The 17,123-nt window shown below is 68.9% G+C and carries 16 protein-coding genes; 4 read left to right on the forward strand and 12 right to left on the reverse strand.

Translation table 11 applies throughout. From position 1 onward, the window contains the following. Nucleotides 1-149: 149 nt before the first annotated feature. The 3 genes from ABIC44_RS14935 to ABIC44_RS14945 form a co-directional block, all read right to left on the reverse strand. Nucleotides 150-1,214, reverse strand: a complete 1,065-nt coding sequence (locus ABIC44_RS14935; protein ID WP_354296334.1) for a choice-of-anchor A family protein — start codon at nt 1,212-1,214, stop codon at nt 150-152. 65 nt (nt 1,215-1,279) lie between these two features. Next, nucleotides 1,280-2,953 carry an amidohydrolase gene (locus tag ABIC44_RS14940; protein ID WP_354296335.1) on the reverse strand — a complete coding sequence of 558 codons (1,674 nt, stop codon included), beginning with the start codon at nt 2,951-2,953 and terminating at the stop codon, nt 1,280-1,282. A 337-nt stretch (nt 2,954-3,290) separates the two neighbouring features. Continuing rightward, nucleotides 3,291-3,734: an Lrp/AsnC family transcriptional regulator gene (locus ABIC44_RS14945; RefSeq protein WP_307103285.1), complete on the reverse strand. Its 444-nt coding sequence runs from the start codon at nt 3,732-3,734 to the stop codon at nt 3,291-3,293. Between the two features lie 129 nt (nt 3,735-3,863). On the opposite strand from ABIC44_RS14945, the gene ald reads away from it, so the two are divergent. After that, the gene (gene ald, locus ABIC44_RS14950) at nt 3,864-4,970 is read left to right on the forward strand and encodes an alanine dehydrogenase (protein WP_309698908.1); all 1,107 of its coding nucleotides are present in this window, start codon (nt 3,864-3,866) and stop codon (nt 4,968-4,970) included. Nucleotides 4,971-5,279: 309 nt separating this feature from the next. Then, complete coding sequence (locus ABIC44_RS14955) at nt 5,280-5,492, forward strand: DUF3072 domain-containing protein (RefSeq protein ID WP_307103283.1); 213 nt, start codon at nt 5,280-5,282, stop codon at nt 5,490-5,492. Nucleotides 5,493-5,507: 15 nt separating this feature from the next. Here ABIC44_RS14955 and ABIC44_RS14960 read toward each other — a convergent pair whose 3' ends face one another. The 6 genes from ABIC44_RS14960 to ccmC all read right to left on the reverse strand — a co-directional run bounded on the left by ABIC44_RS14960 (nt 5,508) and on the right by ccmC (nt 10,217). After that, nucleotides 5,508-6,170 carry a tetratricopeptide repeat protein gene (locus ABIC44_RS14960; protein WP_354296337.1) on the reverse strand — a complete coding sequence of 221 codons (663 nt, stop codon included), beginning with the start codon at nt 6,168-6,170 and terminating at the stop codon, nt 5,508-5,510. Then, nucleotides 6,134-6,508, reverse strand: a complete 375-nt coding sequence (locus tag ABIC44_RS14965) for a cytochrome c-type biogenesis protein (protein WP_354296339.1) — start codon at nt 6,506-6,508, stop codon at nt 6,134-6,136. The genes ABIC44_RS14960 and ABIC44_RS14965 overlap by 37 nt, the downstream gene beginning before the upstream one ends. Continuing rightward, a complete protein-coding gene (locus tag ABIC44_RS14970; RefSeq protein WP_307103276.1) occupies nt 6,505-7,032 on the reverse strand; it encodes a redoxin family protein in 528 nt (175 codons plus the stop codon). Before ABIC44_RS14970 ends, ABIC44_RS14965 begins: the two co-directional genes overlap by 4 nt. Further along, nucleotides 7,029-8,963, reverse strand: a complete 1,935-nt coding sequence (locus tag ABIC44_RS14975) for a heme lyase CcmF/NrfE family subunit (protein ID WP_354296340.1) — start codon at nt 8,961-8,963, stop codon at nt 7,029-7,031. The genes ABIC44_RS14970 and ABIC44_RS14975 overlap by 4 nt, the downstream gene beginning before the upstream one ends. Beyond that, a complete protein-coding gene (gene ccmE, locus ABIC44_RS14980) occupies nt 8,960-9,394 on the reverse strand; it encodes a cytochrome c maturation protein CcmE (RefSeq protein ID WP_354296341.1) in 435 nt (144 codons plus the stop codon). The genes ABIC44_RS14975 and ccmE overlap by 4 nt, the downstream gene beginning before the upstream one ends. A 97-nt stretch (nt 9,395-9,491) precedes the next feature. After that, nucleotides 9,492-10,217: a heme ABC transporter permease CcmC gene (gene ccmC, locus ABIC44_RS14985; RefSeq protein ID WP_354296343.1), complete on the reverse strand. Its 726-nt coding sequence runs from the start codon at nt 10,215-10,217 to the stop codon at nt 9,492-9,494. Nucleotides 10,218-10,485: 268 nt separating this feature from the next. On the opposite strand from ccmC, the gene ABIC44_RS14990 reads away from it, so the two are divergent. Then, nucleotides 10,486-12,534 (forward strand): TonB-dependent receptor, encoded by a 2,049-nt coding sequence (locus ABIC44_RS14990; protein WP_354296345.1) that lies wholly within the window; start codon nt 10,486-10,488, stop codon nt 12,532-12,534. 90 nt (nt 12,535-12,624) lie between these two features. Here the strand turns inward: ABIC44_RS14990 and ABIC44_RS14995 are convergent, their stop codons facing one another. Both ABIC44_RS14995 and ABIC44_RS15000 read right to left on the reverse strand, forming a co-directional pair. After that, nucleotides 12,625-13,074 (reverse strand): MaoC family dehydratase, encoded by a 450-nt coding sequence (locus tag ABIC44_RS14995; protein WP_354296346.1) that lies wholly within the window; start codon nt 13,072-13,074, stop codon nt 12,625-12,627. After that, nucleotides 13,071-14,924, reverse strand: a complete 1,854-nt coding sequence (locus tag ABIC44_RS15000; protein WP_354296347.1) for an acetyl/propionyl/methylcrotonyl-CoA carboxylase subunit alpha — start codon at nt 14,922-14,924, stop codon at nt 13,071-13,073. The genes ABIC44_RS14995 and ABIC44_RS15000 overlap by 4 nt, the downstream gene beginning before the upstream one ends. Nucleotides 14,925-14,993: 69 nt before the next feature. Here ABIC44_RS15000 and ABIC44_RS15005 point away from each other — a divergent pair, with 69 nt between their 5' ends. Next, complete coding sequence (locus ABIC44_RS15005; RefSeq protein ID WP_354296349.1) at nt 14,994-15,410, forward strand: endonuclease domain-containing protein; 417 nt, start codon at nt 14,994-14,996, stop codon at nt 15,408-15,410. 80 nt (nt 15,411-15,490) lie between these two features. On the opposite strand, the gene ABIC44_RS15010 is transcribed toward ABIC44_RS15005, so the two are convergent. Next, the gene (locus tag ABIC44_RS15010; protein ID WP_502959855.1) at nt 15,491-17,089 is read right to left on the reverse strand and encodes a carboxyl transferase domain-containing protein; all 1,599 of its coding nucleotides are present in this window, start codon (nt 17,087-17,089) and stop codon (nt 15,491-15,493) included. Nucleotides 17,090-17,123 lie beyond the last annotated feature (34 nt).

Consider the following 17,123-nt stretch of genomic DNA (forward strand, 5'->3'; position numbering starts at 1 on the left):
GCGAGCGCCCACCCCTCACCCAGCTCCGACTAAGCCTTTGCTTTCGCAAAGGCCAAGTCTGCGCAACCCTCTCCCCTCTGCGAGGGGCGAGGGACAGAAAGGCATCGCTGAATGGCGATCGGCCCTAAGGCCACGCGACGCACCCGCCGTCAGGCCGATGCGCGCCGCCGCCGCATCACCATCGCCAACAGGCCCAGCCCTCCGGCCATCAGCAACAGACTGGCGGGCTCGGGCACCGGCGCGGGCGATCCGCCGCTGCTGCCCGTCCCGCCGCCCGAGCTGCTCGGCGGATTGGGTGCGGGCGGCGAATAGGTGCCGATATAGGTGCCCAGATGGAATTCGCCGTTCTGGATCAGGCTACCGAACACGGCCGAGCCCTCGATATAATTGCCCGTCACCGCCGCCGCCTTGGGCGCCAGGACCGAGCCCTTCCACGCGGTCGTCAGCTCCAGGCTGGTCGCCTCGGGGAAGTTCCAGATGACATGCTCGCCCAGCCCCGTCGCACCGCCCAGGAAATTGTCGTCGAGCCGGATCGACGACCCGCTGACATTGACGATCACCGTATCGGCGCCATTGGTGTTGAACGCGATCTCGCCAAAGCGCGACAGGTCGGCGGCGGTCAGGTTGAACACGCCCACGCCATTGGCGCCCACCACCGCGTTGAAGGTCGCGCGATTGCCGCTGATCGCCACCTGCCCGGTCGCCGCCAGCCCGGCATAGCTGTTCGACAAATCGGTCATGCTGCTCGCCAGCAGCGTCTTCTGCTGGTTCAACCCCGCGACGAAGCCGGGATCGCTGGTGCCCAGCCCCGCCTGGACGATATTCTGGTTGATGTTTGTGTTGGACAGGAGGCCGCCGACCTTCACCGTCTGGATGCCGCCGTTCAGGTTGAAGCCGCTCTGGACATTGCCGCCGACCAGCGCCCCCGACCCGTTGTTCAGATTCTTGGTGCCGCCCAGCACGTCGCCGACGACGGTCAGGCCGGGCAGCGCATAGTCGGACGCGGCCACCGTGCGGATCTGATAGTTGGACGAATTGCCGCTGAGATTGCCACCGACAAAGGTCCGCCCCTCCACCTCCGAACTGGAGGTCAGGTCGCCCAGCACGATCAGATTCCACTGCTTGAGCGCATCGATCCCCACGACCGGCGACGCGACCGCAAGCGATGGGAGGGCGGCCAGGGCCAGACCCGCGACGAGCAGACGATGTTTCATGCGCCCAGGATACGACCCGAAGCCCTGCCAAATCATTATCGATCCGCGTCCCGATCCGGGATGGATCAGCGCCGCTCCCACACCTTCTGCCCGCCGATCCACGTCTCCTCGACCTGGGTCGCGCGCAGTTCGCTGGGGTTGGCGTCCAGCGGGTTGCGGTCGACGATCACGAAATCCGCCTGCTGACCCACGCCCAGCCGCCCGAACAGGTCCTCGGCAAAGCCCGCATAGGCGCCGTCCATGGTGAAGGCGCGCCACGCCGCCTCGCGCCCGATGATCTCCTGCGGCTGCCACCCGCCATAGGGCTGGCCGTCCGCCCCCTGCCGGGTGATCGCCGCCGCCCAGCCCGCAAAGGGATCGGGGCTCTCGACCGGATAGTCGGACCCGAAGACCAGGGTCGCGCCGTTCTTCAGCATGGTGTTCCACGCATAGGCCCCCGACAGCCGCGCCGGGCCCAGCCGCGCCTCGGCCATCTGGCGGTCGCTGGTCTCGTGCACCGGCTGCATCGAGGCGATGATGCCGTGGCGGCCGAAGCGCGGCAGGTCGGCGGGATCGACCACCTGCGCATGCTCGATCCGCCAGCGCCGGTCGCCCTTATAGGTCTCGGCCAGCTCGTCGATCGCGTCGAGCACCTGCGCATTGGCCTTGTCGCCGATCGCGTGGACCGCGACCTGATATTTGTCCATCGCCGCGCGGCTCATCAGGTTGCGGATGACGTCGTCGGTCATGAAGCCGAGCCCGGTCTGGCCCGGTGCATCGGCATAGGGCTGTTTCAGCCAGGCGCCGCGCGATCCCAGCGCGCCGTCGCCGTACAGCTTGACCCCGACCAGCCGCAGCCGGTTGTTGTACAGCCACTGGGTCGGCCCGGTGCCGCCGATCCGCACCGTATCCTCGATCCCGCCGCCATAGCTCATGATGCGGACGCGCAGATTGCCCGCATCGCCCATCCGGCGATAGGTCATCCATTCGTCCAGCGTCGTGCCCATGTCGGCGGTGGCCGTGATGCCGTGCGACAGCAGGTCGTTCTGCGCCTTCAGGAAGGCGGCGTTGCGATCCTTGGCGAGCGGCTGCGGCACCACCTTCTGGATCAGCGCCATCGCCGCATCGACGAACACCCCCGATGGCTGCCCGCCGACCTTCTCGATCCGACCGCCGGGGGGGGAGACGGTCTTGGCGGTGATCCCCGCCGCCTTCATCGCCGCGCTGTTGGCCCAGAGCGCATGGCCGTCGGCGCGCTCCATGATGACCGCGCGGTCGGGCACCACCGCGTCGAGATCGGCGGCGGTGGGGAAGCGGCCCAGCCCCCAGGCTTCCTGGTTCCAGCCGCCGCCCATCACCCATTTGCGATCGGGATTGGCCGCCGCATAGGCCGCGATCCGCGCCTTGGCCTCGTCCAGCGACTTGGTGGGGGCGAGATCGAGTTCGAGCAGGCGAAAGCCCAGCCCCATCACATGCCCATGCGAATCGACGAAGCCGGGGATCAGCACCCGCCCCTTCATGTCGGCGCGCCAGTCCAGCTTTTCGGGGCGCTTGTCCTTGGCCGACAACAGCTTCGTCACCTTGCCGTCCGGGCTCATCAGCAGGCCGGTGAAGCGCACCACCTTGCCGTCCTTGCCCAGCGTCAGCCCCGTGACATTGTCGACCAGCCCATCGGCGAACGCGGCGGCGGGGGTCAGCGCGATCGCCACTGTCGCAAGCGCGGCGCGGAGAATGGAGGACGTGAAAGCAAACTGTGCCATGGGCCGATCCCTATCGGGAGATTCGAGGGGTGGGAAGCACGGTTCGATCCTGCCCGGCACGGGGAGGATTTTTAGGGCGGGTCGCCATTCACGATTGCGTCTTCTTCCCCTCTCCCCTGGACAGGGGAGAGGGTTAGCGAAGCTTGCCAGCCTGCTGGCTAGCGCAGCTTGGGTGAGGGGTTGAGCGAGCCTGTAGGCTCGCGCACTCGCGAAGCGAGTGCCCACCCCTCACCCAGCTCCGACTAAGCCTTTGCTCTCGCAAAGACCAAGTCTGCGCAACCCTCTCCCCTCTGCGAGGGGCGAGGGACGGAAAGGCATCGCTGAACGTCGATCGCCCCTAGGACCGCCGCACCACCTCGCGGATCACGAAGTGCGAGGCCAGCCGCGTCACCCCCGGCAATCGCGCCAGCGTCTCGCGATGGATACGCTCATAGCTGTCGTCGCGGCGGACCTCGACCTGGATCATGTAATCCGCCTCGCCGCTCATCAGGAAACATTCGACAATCTCGGGACAGCGCAGGATCTCGCGCTCGAACGCGGCCATGGTATCCTGGCGCTGGTCCTTGAGCGTGACGTTGACCATCACTGTGGAGGGCCGCCCCCGCGCCTCATGGCTCAGGATCGCGCGATAGCCGCAGATCACCCCGCTTTCCCGCAACTGCGCCACCCGGCGATGCGCCGCGCTGGCGGACAGTCCGACCTTCTCCCCCAGCGCAGCGCTGGTCAGGTCGGAATCGCGGGCCAGCTGGGCCAGGATGCGGCGGTCGATCGCGTCGGACATTCCATCCCGCTACACCCGCCCTTTACGCAAGGAAATCCCATTTTATACGATCCTCCGGGACGGCTTTGCACACCTCTCCCGCCTGATCGGCGCTATTATCGGGACAACGCCTTTTCAGGAGAGTTCGTCATGCGCGTCGGTGTCCCCAAGGAAATCAAGAACCACGAATATCGCGTCGGCTTGACCCCGCCCTCGGTCGCCGAGCTGGTCGCGGCCGGTCATGAGGTCATCGTCGAGACGAAGGCCGGCAGCGGCATCGACTTCGAGGACCAGGACTATGTCGACGCGGGCGCGCGCATCGTCGCCACCGCGGCCGAGGTGTTCGACCAGGCCGAGATGATCGTGAAGGTCAAGGAGCCGCAGGCGGTCGAGGTCGCGATGCTGCGCCCGCACCACGTCCTGTTCACCTATCTCCACCTCGCCGCCGACAAGCCGCAGGCCGAGGGGCTGATGAAGTCGGGCGCGACCTGCATCGCCTATGAGACGGTCACCTCCCCGCGCGGCGGCGTGCCGCTCCTGAAGCCGATGTCCGAGGTCGCGGGCCGCATGGCGGTGCAGGTCGGCGCGCATTATCTGGAAAAGCAGCAGGGCGGCCGCGGCATCCTGCTCGGCGGCGTGCCCGGCGTGGCACCCGCCAAGGTCGCGATCCTGGGCGGCGGCGTCTCGGGCGTGAACGCCGCGCAGATGGCGGTCGGCCTGCGCGCCGACGTCACCATCTATGACATCAACAACGACCGTCTGGCCGAACTGGACATGTTCTTCTCCAGCCAGATCAAGACCGCCTATGCCTCCAAGGCGGCGATCGCGGCGGCGGTGAAGAATGCGCACCTCGTCATCGGCGCGGTGCTGGTCCCCGGTGCGGCGGCGCCCAAGCTGGTCACCCGCGACATGCTGAAGACGATGAAGCGCGGATCGGTGATGGTCGACATCGCGATCGACCAGGGCGGCTGCTTCGAGACCAGCCATGCCACCACCCACCAGGACCCGGTGTTCGAGGTCGACGGCGTGATCCATTACTGCGTCGCCAACATGCCGGGTGCAGTCGCCCGCACCTCGACCTTCGCGCTGAACAACGCCACCCTGCCCTTCGCGGTCAAGCTGGCGAACATGGGCGCCGAGGCCGCGATGAAGGCGGACGCGCATCTGGCGGCGGGCCTGAACGTCTCGGGCGGCAAGATCCGCCACGCGGCTGTCGCCGAGGCGCTGGACCTGCCGTTCGAGGCCTGGGCGGGCTAAACCCGACCTCCGTTCGGCCTGAGCGAAGTCGAAGCGCACGCCCCGGACCTGGCCGCAAGGTCGGTCCGTGGCCTTCGACTTCGCTCGGGCTGAACGGAGCGGATGATTCCGGTTCGCGCGGAGACGCGGAGATGGGATATCCAGCCGTAAGGCTGGCCCCCCACCACGACGGCGCGGCGAAATCCTCGGCCGAACGAACACCAGGGGCAGCCCCCATCCTGACGCTCTCTGCGTCTCCGCGCCTCCGCGCGAACCGACAAAGAAACAAAGCCGGAACATGCGAGTTGATCCCGTCGAAAGGATCACGCCATGACCGACAATCCCAAATCCGAACCCTTCTCCAATGCCGAGAAGGACCCCGACGACTGGACCACCGGCGACGAGCCGATGACGGGCGCGCAGGCCAGCTACCTGAAGACCTTGTCCGAGGAAGCAGGCGAAGCGTTCGACGATACGTTGAGCAAGGCCGACGCCTCCAAGCGGATCGACGCGCTGCAGGACAAGACGGGCCGGGGCAAATAAGCCCCTATTGCCCCATCATTGCCCCATCATCGCCATCGCCTGGTCGAGCAGCATGACCCGCTGCGCGATGGCGTCGCGATAGGGTGCATCGGCGGGGGTCAGCGCCAAAGCGCGTCGCCACCGGACACGCGCCTTGGCAAAGTCCCCCGCCCGCATCCAGGCCAGCCCCTCAAAGAAGAAGGGGGCCGGGTCGCCAGGCCCCAGCGTACGCGCGCGGCGGAAGGCGAAGCGTGCGGCGGGCGACATTTGATAGCCGTCATGCGCGAACAGGACATTGCCCAGCTCGGTCCAATAGGGGACGCTGCGCGGGTTCCCCCCCACGGCGGCGAGCATGATCCGCACCGCGGTCCGCTTGTCCCCCGAGCGCGCCAGCGCGTCGGCAGCGGTGAACATCGCAGCCTCGCCGCCATAACGCCCCATCAGCTGGCCGCGCAGCTCAACCAGCGCATCATTGTCGAGCAGCGGGTCGGGCCGGGGCGCGGGTGCGCTCGCCGCCAGCATCGGCCGCCCCTGCCAAGCATAACCCACCCCGCCCAGCGCCAGCGCCGCGCCCAGCATCGTCCACAGCGGCCGGGGCAGCCCCAACCGCCACGCCAGCGCCAGTGCGCCGCCCATCAGCACCAAAAGCGCCAGCCAGCCCATCAGCGCCGCCTCCGAAAACTGCCGCGCGCGATCCACGCCCCGGCGACCAGCAACAGCAGGGGCGTCGCCCACAGAAGCGCGGTCGCCCCGGACAGCGGCGGGTCGTAGCTGACATAATCGCCATACCGCTCGATCAGCCACCGGCGGATCGCCGCCGGGTTTTCGCCCTTCGCGATACGCTGGCGGACCAGGGCGCGCATGTCCGCGGCCATGTCGGCATCACTGTCGGCGATCGACTGGCCCTGACAGACGACGCAGCGCAACTCGCCCATCAGGGCGCGCGCCTGCGCCTCGGCGCGGGGATCGGCCAGCTGCGTGTTGCCGTAATCGACCACAGCCGCGCCGCTCAGCGCCAAGGCGAGGAACAGGCTCATCGCGCCGCCGCCACGTCGCGGACGATCCGGTCGACCTGATCGGCGCGGATATCCCCGATATATTGGCGCACGATCCGGCCCCGCGCGTCGATCAGGAACGTCTCCGGCACGCCCGACGAGCCGAGCGACATCTGCACCCGGCTATGCGCATCGTCGCCGATCGCGGCATAGGGATCGCCGTTGCGCCGCAGGAAGTCGGCGATGGCCGGGCCCTTGTCATGGATCGCGATCGCGTCGATCGGCACGCCCTTCGCCTTCAGCGCCATCAGCTGCGGCGCCTCGGCGATGCAGGGGATGCACCAGCTGGCAAAGACATTGAGCAGGCGCGGCTGCCCCTTGCCGAAGTCGGCGCTCGCCACCCCCGGCTTGCCCGGCACCATCGGGTCGAGACGAAAGTCCGGCAGCGGCTTGTCGACCAGGGTCGAGCGGACGGTGGTGTCGGACGGCCGCATCAGCCCGCTCGCCACCACGACGAACAGGATCGCAAAACCCGCCAGCGGCACCCAGATCAGCCAGCGCTTCATCCCCAGAGCGCCTCGCGCCGCCGCTGCTGCCAGCCCTTGAACCAGCGCCCGAACAGCGCCAGCGCGCCGCCCAGCGCGATCAGCACGCCGCCCAGCCAGATCAGCGTCACGAAGGGCTTCCACCACAGCCGCAGCTGCCAGCGGCCGGTCGCCGCATCCTGCTGCCCCAGCACGGTATAGAGCTGTCCGTCCCAGCGGGTCGCGATCGCGCTCTCGCTGGTGGTGGTCGGCGGGTCGGTAAAGAAACGCTGTTGCGGGCGCAGCGTGGCGCCGTCGCCGTCGCGCGTCGCAGTCAGCCGCGCCTCCAGCGCCGACCAGTTCGGCCCGACATTGGGATAGATGCGGTCCAGCTGTACCCGCCACGGCCCGACGATCGTCGCCTGCCCCGGATAGAGCGCGACCAGCCGCTCGGCGGTGAACGCGCTGTCGCATGCCATGCCGACCATGCTCACCCCCATACCGACATGCGCGACGACCATGCCCCAGATCGGCAAGGGCGTGCGCCGCCAGTTGCGCCGGGTGACCGGCAGGACGCTGGCGACGATCAGCCCGATGCCGAAGGACAGGCCGAGCAGCGACAGGATGCTCATGCTCCCCGCCAGCGTCAGCAGCAGCGCGAAGGTCCCCGCCGCCGCGACCATCGGCCACAACATGCGGATCAGCACCGCCTCGGCCTGGTCCTGCCGCCAGCGCAGGGCAGGCCCGACCGCCATGACGGCGACCAGCGCCAGCGCGATCGGCCCGGCGGCGGCCTGGAAGAAGGGCGGCCCGACCGACAGCCGCACGCCGAACCCGGCCGCGACCAGCGGATAGAGCGTCCCGATCAGCACGACGCCCAGGATCACCGACAGCAACAGGTTGTTGACGACCAGCCCGCCTTCGCGGCTGACAAAGGCGAAGCTGCGGCCCGCGCGCACCTGCCCGATCCGCGCCCCGAACAGCGCCAGCGCCCCGCCGATATAGAGGCCCAGCAAGCCCAGGATGAACGCCCCGCGCCGGGGATCGACGGCAAAGGCATGGACGCTGGTCAAAATACCCGACCGGACCAGGAAGGTGCCGATCATCGACATGGAGAAGGCGACCACCGCCAGCATGACCGTCCAGGCGCGAAGCCCGTCACGCGCCGCCAGCACATTGACCGAGTGAAGCAGCGCCGTCGCCGCCAGCCACGGCATCAGCGAGGCATTCTCGACCGGGTCCCAGAACCACCAACCGCCCCAGCCCAGCTCGTAATAGGCCCAGTAGGACCCCGCGGTGATCCCGATGGTCAGCAGCACCCAGGCGCCCAGCACCCAGGGCCGCATCGCGCGCGCGAAGACCGGCCCGACCTGCCCCGTGACCAGCGCGCCGACCGCAAAGGAAAAGGCGACCGACAGCCCGACATAGCCCGCGTAAAGCGTCGGCGGGTGGAAGGCGAGGCCGGGGTCCTGCAACAGCGGGTTGAGCCCCTGCCCCTCGACCGCCGCGGGGTTCAACCGCGCGAACGGGTTGGAGGCGAACAGCAGGAAGGCATAGAAGCCCAGCGCGATCGCCCCCTGCGCGGCCAGCGTCGCGACATGCGTCGCCCGGTCGAGCGCGCGTTCCTTCCACGCGACCAAGGCACCGCCCGCACCCAGGATCGTGACCCAGAGCAGCATCGAGCCTTCGTGATTGCCCCAGGCGCCGGCGAATTTGTAGATCCAGGGCTTGGCCGAATGGCTGTTCTCGGCGACCAGCTTGACCGACAGGTCGGTGCCGACGAACACCGCGATCAGCGCGGCCATGGCGATGGCGACCAGCGCCCCCTGCACGATCGCGACCGGCCCGATTGCCGCCATGGCCTGCTCGCCCGCCGCGTCCTTGCGTCGCAGCGCGAGGACGCCGAACAGCAACTGCAACCCCGCCAGCATCGCGGCGAGCCATAGCGCGGCAAGGCCGCCTTCCGCGATCACGGCTTCAGGCTCCGGCTCTCGTGCAGCTTGCCCGCCATTTCGGGGGGCATATATTTCTCGTCATGCTTGGCGAGCAAATTGGTCGCGACGAAGCGGCCATCGGGCTGGAACTGCCCCTCGGCCACGACGCCCGATTTCTCGCGGAACAGGTCGGGGGTGATCCCGGCAAAGGTCACGGGCGTCGTCGCCTTGCCGTCGGTCACGACGAAGCGGACCGTCACCCCGTCGGGCGCGCGGTGGACCGAGCCCGCCTCGACCATCCCGCCCAGCCGCACCGCCTTGCCCAGCGGCAGGCCCTGCCTCTGCGCGTCGGAGGGGGTGTAGAAGAACGCCGCCTGGTCCTTCATCGCCGACATGGCGAGCAGCACCGCCGCGACGATCGCGGCCAGCGCCAGCAGCGCCAGCGTGAGACGTTGCGATTTGGGCGTCATTTCTCGGCGCGCTTCATCGCCAGATAGCTGACCAGCGTCAGCGTGCCTGCGCCCCCCAGCATCACCGCATAGGCCGCCGCGACGAATGCCCACTGGCTCATGCGCGCGCCATCCGCCGCATCCGCGCCTCGGCCCTGGCCCGCGCCAGCAGGGTCCGCATCCGCATCAGCACGATGGCCGCGAACAGGAAGGTGAAGCCGCCCAGCGCGATGGGCAGCGGCCAGAGCAATGACCCGTCGATGCTGGACCCCGTCAGCCCGATCGACTGGCCCTGGTGCAGCGTGTTCCACCACACCACCGAATAGCGGATCACCGGCAGCAGCGCGGTGCCCGCCAACCCGTACAGCGCCGGAATCCGCCCGTCCCCGCCGCGATCGGCATCGGCCCGCGCCAATGCGATATAGCCCAGATAGACGAACAGCAGCAGCAGCATAGAGGTCAGCCGCCCGTCCCATTGCCACCACGTCCCCCAGGTCGGCCGCCCCCAGATCGAGCCGGTCGCCAGACACAAGGCGGCAAACACCGCCCCCGGCCAGGCGATGGCACGCGCGGCGACCTGCGCCAGCGGATGCCGCCAGACCAGCAGCGAAAGGCTGGCCACCGCGATCCCGCTCCACCCGCCCATGCCCAGCCAGGCGGCGGGGACATGGATATAGAGGATGCGCACCGTCTCGCCCTGAAGATAATCGGGCGGCGTCACCGCCAGCCCCGCCCAGACCGCGATCGCGATCAGCACGACGCCCAGCCCCAGGAAAATCCCGGTGAGCGGACGGGCGATCTTCAGGAAGCGCGCGGGGTTCGCAAGGGTGTGCAGGGTGGCCACGATGACAGGACTGTAAGCGGGTTTTTCCGGCACGTCATCCGTGTTTCCGGCCAACCCATTCCATCTTAAGCCCCTCCCGCAGGCGGGAGGGGTTTGGGGAGGGCATGGTGCCTCGCAGAGTGCGTCGCCCGTGACCTCCCCTCCCCCATCCCCTCCCGCCTGCGGGAGGGGCGTGAGACTCATGGAAGTCGGGACCTCTTCCCGCCCTGATTCGTCTTCCCATCGCAGCATCCCTATCAAGGGGCGTAAAGGGGACCCTCACTTCACCATGCCCGTTCTTCTGCTCGCCCTCGCGCTCGCCCCCACCACCCTCCCCGCCCAGACCACCGAACCCGACATCATCGTCACCGGCCGGGGCCTGAGCGACCAGCCAGGCGACCGCGCGCTGGATGTGGTGACGATCGACCGCGACCGGATCACGCAGAACGCCTCGCAGCGGCTGGAGAATGTGCTGGCCGATGTCGCGGGGCTCCAGCAGTTCCGCCGATCGGACAGCCGCTCGGCGCATCCGACGTCGCAGGGCATCACGCTGCGCGGATTGGGCGGCAACGCCTCCAGCCGGGCGCTCCTCGTGCTCGACGGGGTGCCGCAGGCCGATCCGTTCGGCGGCTGGGTGGTGTTTCCGGCCTATGCCACCGGGCGGCTGGGGCGCATCCGGGTCACGCGCGGCGGCGGGTCGGGATATTGGGGCCCCGGCGCGCTGGCGGGCACGATCGAGATGGACAGCGCCACCCCCGACCAGCTGTCCCCGCTCGATCTGGCGCTATCCTATGGCAGCCGGGATTCGGTCGATGCGCAAGGGGCGGCGTCGCTGGTGCGGGGCGATGGGTTCCTGACATTATCGGGGGCCTATGCGCGGGGCGACGGCTTCACCCCCATCGTCGAGGGGCAGCGGGGACCCGTCGACCGCCCCGCCCCGTATGAGCAATATTCGGGGGCGGCGCGCGGCGTCGTGGGGATCGCACCCTCGACCGAGCTGCAGATGACGCTGGCGGCGTTTCACGATGCGCGCGATCGGGGCACCGACTTTACCGACAATCGCTCGGACGGGGCGGATGCCAGCGTCCGGCTGGTCGGGCGCGGCGCCTGGGGCTGGTCGGCGCTCGGCTATGTCCAGACGCGGCAATTCGCCTCGCGCTATGCCAGCGTGAACGCCGCGCGGACCACAGCGACGCTGACGCTCGACCAGTATAATGTGCCCGCCACCGGGCTGGGCGGCCGGGTGGAGGTCTCCCCGCCGCTGGGCGAGGCCGTGACGCTGCGGCTGGGCGGGGACATTCGCGATACCAGCGGACGGACGCAGGAGCTTTACACCTATGTCGCGGGCCTCCCTACCCGGCGGCGCGAGGCGGGCGGTGCGACGCGGACCATGGGACTATTCGCCGATGGCAGCGTAGAGGCGGGCACGCTGACCCTGACCGCCGCCGCGCGGGTGGACGATTGGCGCATCCGCAACGGGCGGCTGGACGAGAATGCGCTGGCGACCGGCGCGGTGCTGACCGACACCAATTTTCCCGACCGTTCGGGGCAGGAATTCACCGGGCGGCTGGGCGCGGCGCTGCGGCCGGTCGAGCCCGTGACGCTGCGCGCGGCGGCCTATCGCGGCTGGCGCCTGCCGACGCTCAACGAACTCTACCGGCCGTTCCGGGCGGGCGCCGACGCCACCGCCGCCAATGCCACGCTGAACCCCGAGCATGTCGAGGGTATCGAGGGCGGGTTCGACCTGACGCCACTGGCGGGCGTGCGCCTGTCGGGCACCTATTTCCTCAACCGGCTGACCGATGCGATCGCCAATGTGACGATGGGGCGCGGGCCGGGGACCTTCCCCGGCGTCGGCTTCGTCGCGGCGAATGGCGTGTACCGGATGCGGCAGAATCTCGACGCGATCCGGTCGCAAGGGTTCGAGCTGGAGGCGAGTGCGTCCTCGGGGCCGGTCAGCGCCCGCGCCTCCTGGTCGCATGTCGATGCCAGGGTCGAGGCATCGAGGCTTGCCGCGCCCCTGGATGGCTTGCGTCCGGCCCAGACTCCGCGCGACCAGCTCTCGGCGACGCTGGCGGTCACGCATCGCGGCGCGGCGCTTAGCGGGACGGTGCGGCATGTCGGACGCCAGTTCGAGGACGACCAGAATGTCCGGTCGCTGGCCCCCGCGACGACGCTGGATGCCTATGCGGCGGTGCCGGTCACGCGCGGCTGGCTGATCGAGGCGCGGGCGGAAAACCTGGCCGATGCGCGGGTCGAGGCGGCGTATAGCGGCGCGGGGCTGATCGAGCGGGCGACGCCGCGCACCTTGTGGGTCGGGGTGCGGACGCGGTTGTGAGTTTGGGGGCGTGCACTTCGACTTCGCTCAGTGCGAACGGGGGTTGGTACCAAGTTCCGTTCAGCCTGAGCGAAGTCGAAGGCCACGCCCCTATCCCCGCTTCTTCACCAGGGCGCTCCGCAGGCACCGGCATACCACCTCGCCCCGCTGGTTCAGCGCCTCGTGCCGGAACGTCACCAGCCCCGCGCCCGGCCGCGACTTGCTCTCGCGCAGGGCCGTCACCTCGCTCATCGCGCGAAGCGTGTCGCCCAGGAAGACCGGCGCGGGCATGACCAGTTCGTCATAGCCGAGATTGGCGACCAGCGTCCCCAGCGTCGTCTCCCCCACCGACAGCCCGACCATCAGCGAGAAGGTGAAGGTGCCGTTGACGAGGATCCGCCCGAACTCGCTGGCCCGCGCGGCTTCCGCATCGATGTGCAGTGGTTGCGGATTGTGCGTCATGGTCGAGAAGAGGAGATTGTCCGTCTCGGTCACCGTGCGGCGGATCGGATGGTCGATCCGGTCGCCGATGGCCCAGTCCTCGAAGAAGCGCCCGCTCATGCCGCATCCTCCGCGACGATGCGGACCAGCGCAATGCCCTCCGCCACCTGCCCGCCGGTCCGGGCCTTCAGGTCGGTGACGATGCCGTCGAAGGGCGCGGTCAGGACATGCTCCATCTTCATCGCCTCCAGCGTGACGAGCGGCTGGCCCGCCGTCACTGCCTGTCCCTCGGTCACGGAGACCGCGATGATCCGGCCTGGCATGGGCGACAGAATCGCGCCATCCCCTGCCCCGCCCGCCGCCAGCCCATCGGCGCGCCAGCGGGTGAAGGACCAGCTTTGCCCGCCCTCCGAGATCAGCACCTGATCGGTCGGCGCCGGGGGCACATCGCCCGCCTCGCTGAAATCGACGGTGATCGGCCGCCCGTCGAGCAGGAAGCGCGCGCTCCGCCGGGGCGCGGCATTGAGGCGGAAGCCGGTCAGTTCGTCCTGCCCAATCAGCGCGGCGGCGGCTTCGGCCAGCGCCTCTTCGGACGGCTCGGGCGGCGGCATCAGCGCCTCGCCCTCGCGCGCGATCAGGCCGGTATCGACCCGGCCACCCGCGAAATCGACATGGTCGAGCGTCTGGACCAGAAAGCCCGCATTGGTGCGCACCGGCCAGATGACCGCCTCGTCCAGCGCATCGGCCAGCGCCTCGCGCGCCTCCTCGCGGGTGTCGCCATGCGCGATGACCTTGGCGATCATCGGGTCGTACCAGGGGGTGATCTCCGCGCCTTGCTCGACGCCGGTGTCGATGCGGATCGCCGGGTCGTCGCCCAGGTCGAACACCTCCAGCGTGCCGATCGCGGGCAGGAACCCCTTGGTCGGGTCCTCGGCATAGAGCCGCGCTTCCATGGCATGACCATGGATGGAGAGATCGCCCTGCGTCATCGGCAAGGGCTCGCCCGCCGCGACGCGCAGCTGCCATTCGACCAGATCGACGCCGGTGATCGCCTCGGTGACGGGATGCTCGACCTGGAGGCGGGTGTTCATCTCCATGAACCAGACCCGGTCGGCGCGTAAGCCATCGGAGGCGTCCGCGATGAACTCGATCGTGCCCGCCCCCACATAGTCCACCGCCTGCGCGGCGCGGACCGCGGCGGCGCAGACGGCTTGCCGAGTGGCGTCGTCCATGCCGGGTGCAGGGGCTTCCTCGATCACCTTCTGGTGGCGGCGTTGCAGCGAACAGTCGCGCTCGAACAGATGGACGACCTGCCCGTGGCGGTCGCCAAAGACCTGCACCTCGATATGGCGCGGCGAGAGGATATATTTCTCGATCAGCACCCGGTCGTCGCCGAACGACGCCGCCGCCTCGCGACGGCAGGACGCCAGCGCCTCGGCAAAGGCAGCGGGGTCGTCCACGCGGCGCATCCCCTTGCCACCACCGCCCGCCACCGCCTTGATGAGCACCGGATAGCCGATCGCGTCGGCCTCGGCGGCGAGGCGGTCGGGCGACTGGTCCTCCCCCAGATAGCCGGGGGTGACGGGCACCCCGGCGGCGATCATCCGCGCCTTGGCGGCGTCCTTCAGGCCCATGGCGCGGATGCTGTCGGGATCGGGGCCGACCCAGACCAGGTCGGCGGCGATCACCTTCTCGGCGAACTCGGCATTTTCGGACAGGAAACCGTAACCGGGATGGATCGCCTCCGCCCCGCTCTCGCGCGCGGCGGCGAGGATGCGATCGGCGTCCAGATAGCTTTCGCGCGCCGGGGCCGGGCCGATCGCGACGGCTTCGTCGGCGAGCCGGACGTGCAGCGCCCGTGCATCGGCGTCCGAATAGACCGCGATGGTGCGCAGACCCATGTCGCGCGCCGTGCGGATGATGCGGCAGGCAATCTCGCCGCGATTGGCGATGAGGAGCGAAAAAAACATGGTTTAATCCTCATTCCTCCCCAAACCCTGCTTGGGGAGAGGGACCATGCGGAGCATGGTGGAGGGGCGATGGGAATAGCGACGAAGCCGGGCCGGACGGTGCGACGCGCAAGGGGATTGCGGCGGGACATGACGCTGCCCGAGGTCCTGCTCTGGCGCGTTCTGCGCGAGCGGCCCGAAGGCTTGCGGTTTCGCAGACAGCATCCGGCTGGGGCCTATGTGCTCGACTTCTATTGCCCGGCGGCGCGCTTGGCGGTCGAGGTGGATGGCGAGGCTCATGAGCGGGGGGACCGGCCGGAGCGGGATGCTCGGCGGGATGTTTTTCTCAGCGAGCATGGTGTGGCGGTTCTGCGGATCGCGGCGCGTGACGTGCTTCGGGATCTGGACAGCGTCGTCCGTTACATCGTTGCGCAGGCTCACGATCGCTTGCCCCTCCACCGTCCTTCGGACGGTCCCCCTCCCCAAGTGGAACTTGGGGAGGAATAGGTCGTCGTCTGCAATCCTCCCCATCTCCGATGGGGAGGGGGACCGCCGCGAAGCGGTGGTGGAGGGGCATCCCCGCCCCATCACATCCGGAACACCCCGAACCGGGGCGCCTCCGCGATCGACGCGTTCAGGCACGCCTCCAGCGCCAGTCCCAGCACATCGCGCGTCTGTGCCGGGTCGATGATCCCGTCATCCCACAGCCGCGCGGTCGCGTACCAGGGATTGCCTTCGTCCTCGTAACGCTGGCGGATCGGGACCTTGAACGCCTCCGCCTCGTCCGGCGTCCAGCTGTCGGCATCGCGGTGGACCGTCGCCAGCACGCTCGCCGCCTGTTCGCCGCCCATCACGCTGATCCGCGCATTGGGCCAGGTGAACAGGAAGCGAGGGGAATAGGCCCGCCCGCACATGCCGTAATTCCCCGCGCCGAAGCTGCCGCCGATCAGCACGGTGATCTTGGGCACCTGCGCCGTCGCCACCGCCGTCACCAGCTTGGCGCCATGTTTGGCGATTCCTTCCGCCTCGTAACGGCCGCCGACCATGAAGCCGGAGATATTCTGGAGGAACAGCAAGGGGATACGCCGCTGGCAGGCCAGCTCGATGAAATGCGCGCCCTTCTGCGCACTCTCCGAGAACAGCACGCCATTATTCGCCAGGATGGCGACCGGCTTGCCATGGATATGCGCGAAGCCGCAGACCAAGCTTGCACCGTACAGCGCCTTGAATTCGTGGAAGCGCGATCCGTCGACCAGCCGGGCGATGACCTCATGCACGTCATAGGGCGCGCGAACGTCCTGTGGGATCAGGCCGTATAGCTCGTCCGCCGTATAGAGCGGCGCATCCGGCTCGGCCAGGTTGACGTCGGGCAGCATCTGCGGCGGCAGCGTCGCGACGATGTCGCGGACGATCGACAGGGCATGGTCGTCATCCTGCGCGACATGGTCGACCACGCCGGACTTGCGGCCATGGGTGTCCGCGCCGCCCAGTTCCTCGGCCGAGATGACCTCGCCCGTCGCCGCCTTCACCAGCGGCGGTCCGGCCAGGAAGATCGTCCCCTGCCCGCGCACGATCACGGTCTCGTCCGACATGGCGGGGACATAGGCGCCGCCCGCCGTACAGCTGCCCATGACGCAGGCGATCTGGGGGATGCCCGCCGCCGACATCTGCGCCTGGTTGAAGAAGATGCGGCCGAAATGATCGCGGTCGGGAAACACCTCGGCCTGGTGCGGCAGGTTCGCGCCGCCGCTGTCGACCAGATAGATGCAGGGCAGCCGGTTCTCGAGCGCGATCTCCTGCGCGCGGAGGTGCTTCTTGACGGTCAGCGGATAATAGGTGCCGCCCTTCACCGTCGCGTCATTGGCGACGATCATCACCTGGCGGCTATGGACCCGGCCGATGCCGGCGATCACGCCTGCGCCGGGCACCGCGTCTTCGTACAGGCCGTTGGCGGCGAGCTGGCCGATTTCCAGGAAGGGCGCGCCCGCGTCGAGCAGTTGCTCCACTCGCTCGCGGGGCAGCAGCTTGCCGCGCGCGACATGGCGTTCGCGGGCGGTTTCACTTCCGCCAAGAGCAGCCTTGGCCACATCGGCGCGGAGACGCTCGGCCAGCGCACGGTTATGGTCGGCGTTGGCGCGGAACGCCGTATCATCACGGGCGACCCGTGTGGAAAGAATAGCCCCCATCACATCCTCCCCATCGTCGATGGGGAGGGGGACC

Origin of the sequence: Sphingomonas sp. 1185 (genome assembly GCF_040544655.1) — a bacterium.
Classification (GTDB): Bacteria; Pseudomonadota; Alphaproteobacteria; order Sphingomonadales; family Sphingomonadaceae; genus Sphingomonas.

Excerpts from the sequence above, each read along its gene's own strand:
- ABIC44_RS14935 (WP_354296334.1), bottom strand. The coding sequence starts at position 1,214 with ATGAAACATCGTCTGCTCGTCGCGGGTCTGGCCCTGGCCGCCCTCCCA.
- ABIC44_RS14940 (WP_354296335.1), bottom strand. The coding sequence starts at position 2,953 with ATGGCACAGTTTGCTTTCACGTCCTCCATTCTCCGCGCCGCGCTTGCG.
- ABIC44_RS14945 (WP_307103285.1), bottom strand. The coding sequence starts at position 3,734 with ATGTCCGACGCGATCGACCGCCGCATCCTGGCCCAGCTGGCCCGCGAT.
- ald (WP_309698908.1), top strand. The coding sequence starts at position 3,864 with ATGCGCGTCGGTGTCCCCAAGGAAATCAAGAACCACGAATATCGCGTC.
- ABIC44_RS14955 (WP_307103283.1), top strand. The coding sequence starts at position 5,280 with ATGACCGACAATCCCAAATCCGAACCCTTCTCCAATGCCGAGAAGGAC.
- ABIC44_RS14965 (WP_354296339.1), bottom strand. The coding sequence starts at position 6,508 with ATGAGCCTGTTCCTCGCCTTGGCGCTGAGCGGCGCGGCTGTGGTCGAT.
- ABIC44_RS14970 (WP_307103276.1), bottom strand. The coding sequence starts at position 7,032 with ATGAAGCGCTGGCTGATCTGGGTGCCGCTGGCGGGTTTTGCGATCCTG.
- ccmE (WP_354296341.1), bottom strand. The coding sequence starts at position 9,394 with ATGACGCCCAAATCGCAACGTCTCACGCTGGCGCTGCTGGCGCTGGCC.
- ABIC44_RS14990 (WP_354296345.1), top strand. The coding sequence starts at position 10,486 with ATGCCCGTTCTTCTGCTCGCCCTCGCGCTCGCCCCCACCACCCTCCCC.
- ABIC44_RS14995 (WP_354296346.1), bottom strand. The coding sequence starts at position 13,074 with ATGAGCGGGCGCTTCTTCGAGGACTGGGCCATCGGCGACCGGATCGAC.
- ABIC44_RS15000 (WP_354296347.1), bottom strand. The coding sequence starts at position 14,924 with ATGTTTTTTTCGCTCCTCATCGCCAATCGCGGCGAGATTGCCTGCCGC.
- ABIC44_RS15005 (WP_354296349.1), top strand. The coding sequence starts at position 14,994 with ATGGGAATAGCGACGAAGCCGGGCCGGACGGTGCGACGCGCAAGGGGA.
- ABIC44_RS15010 (WP_502959855.1), bottom strand. The coding sequence starts at position 17,089 with ATGGGGGCTATTCTTTCCACACGGGTCGCCCGTGATGATACGGCGTTC.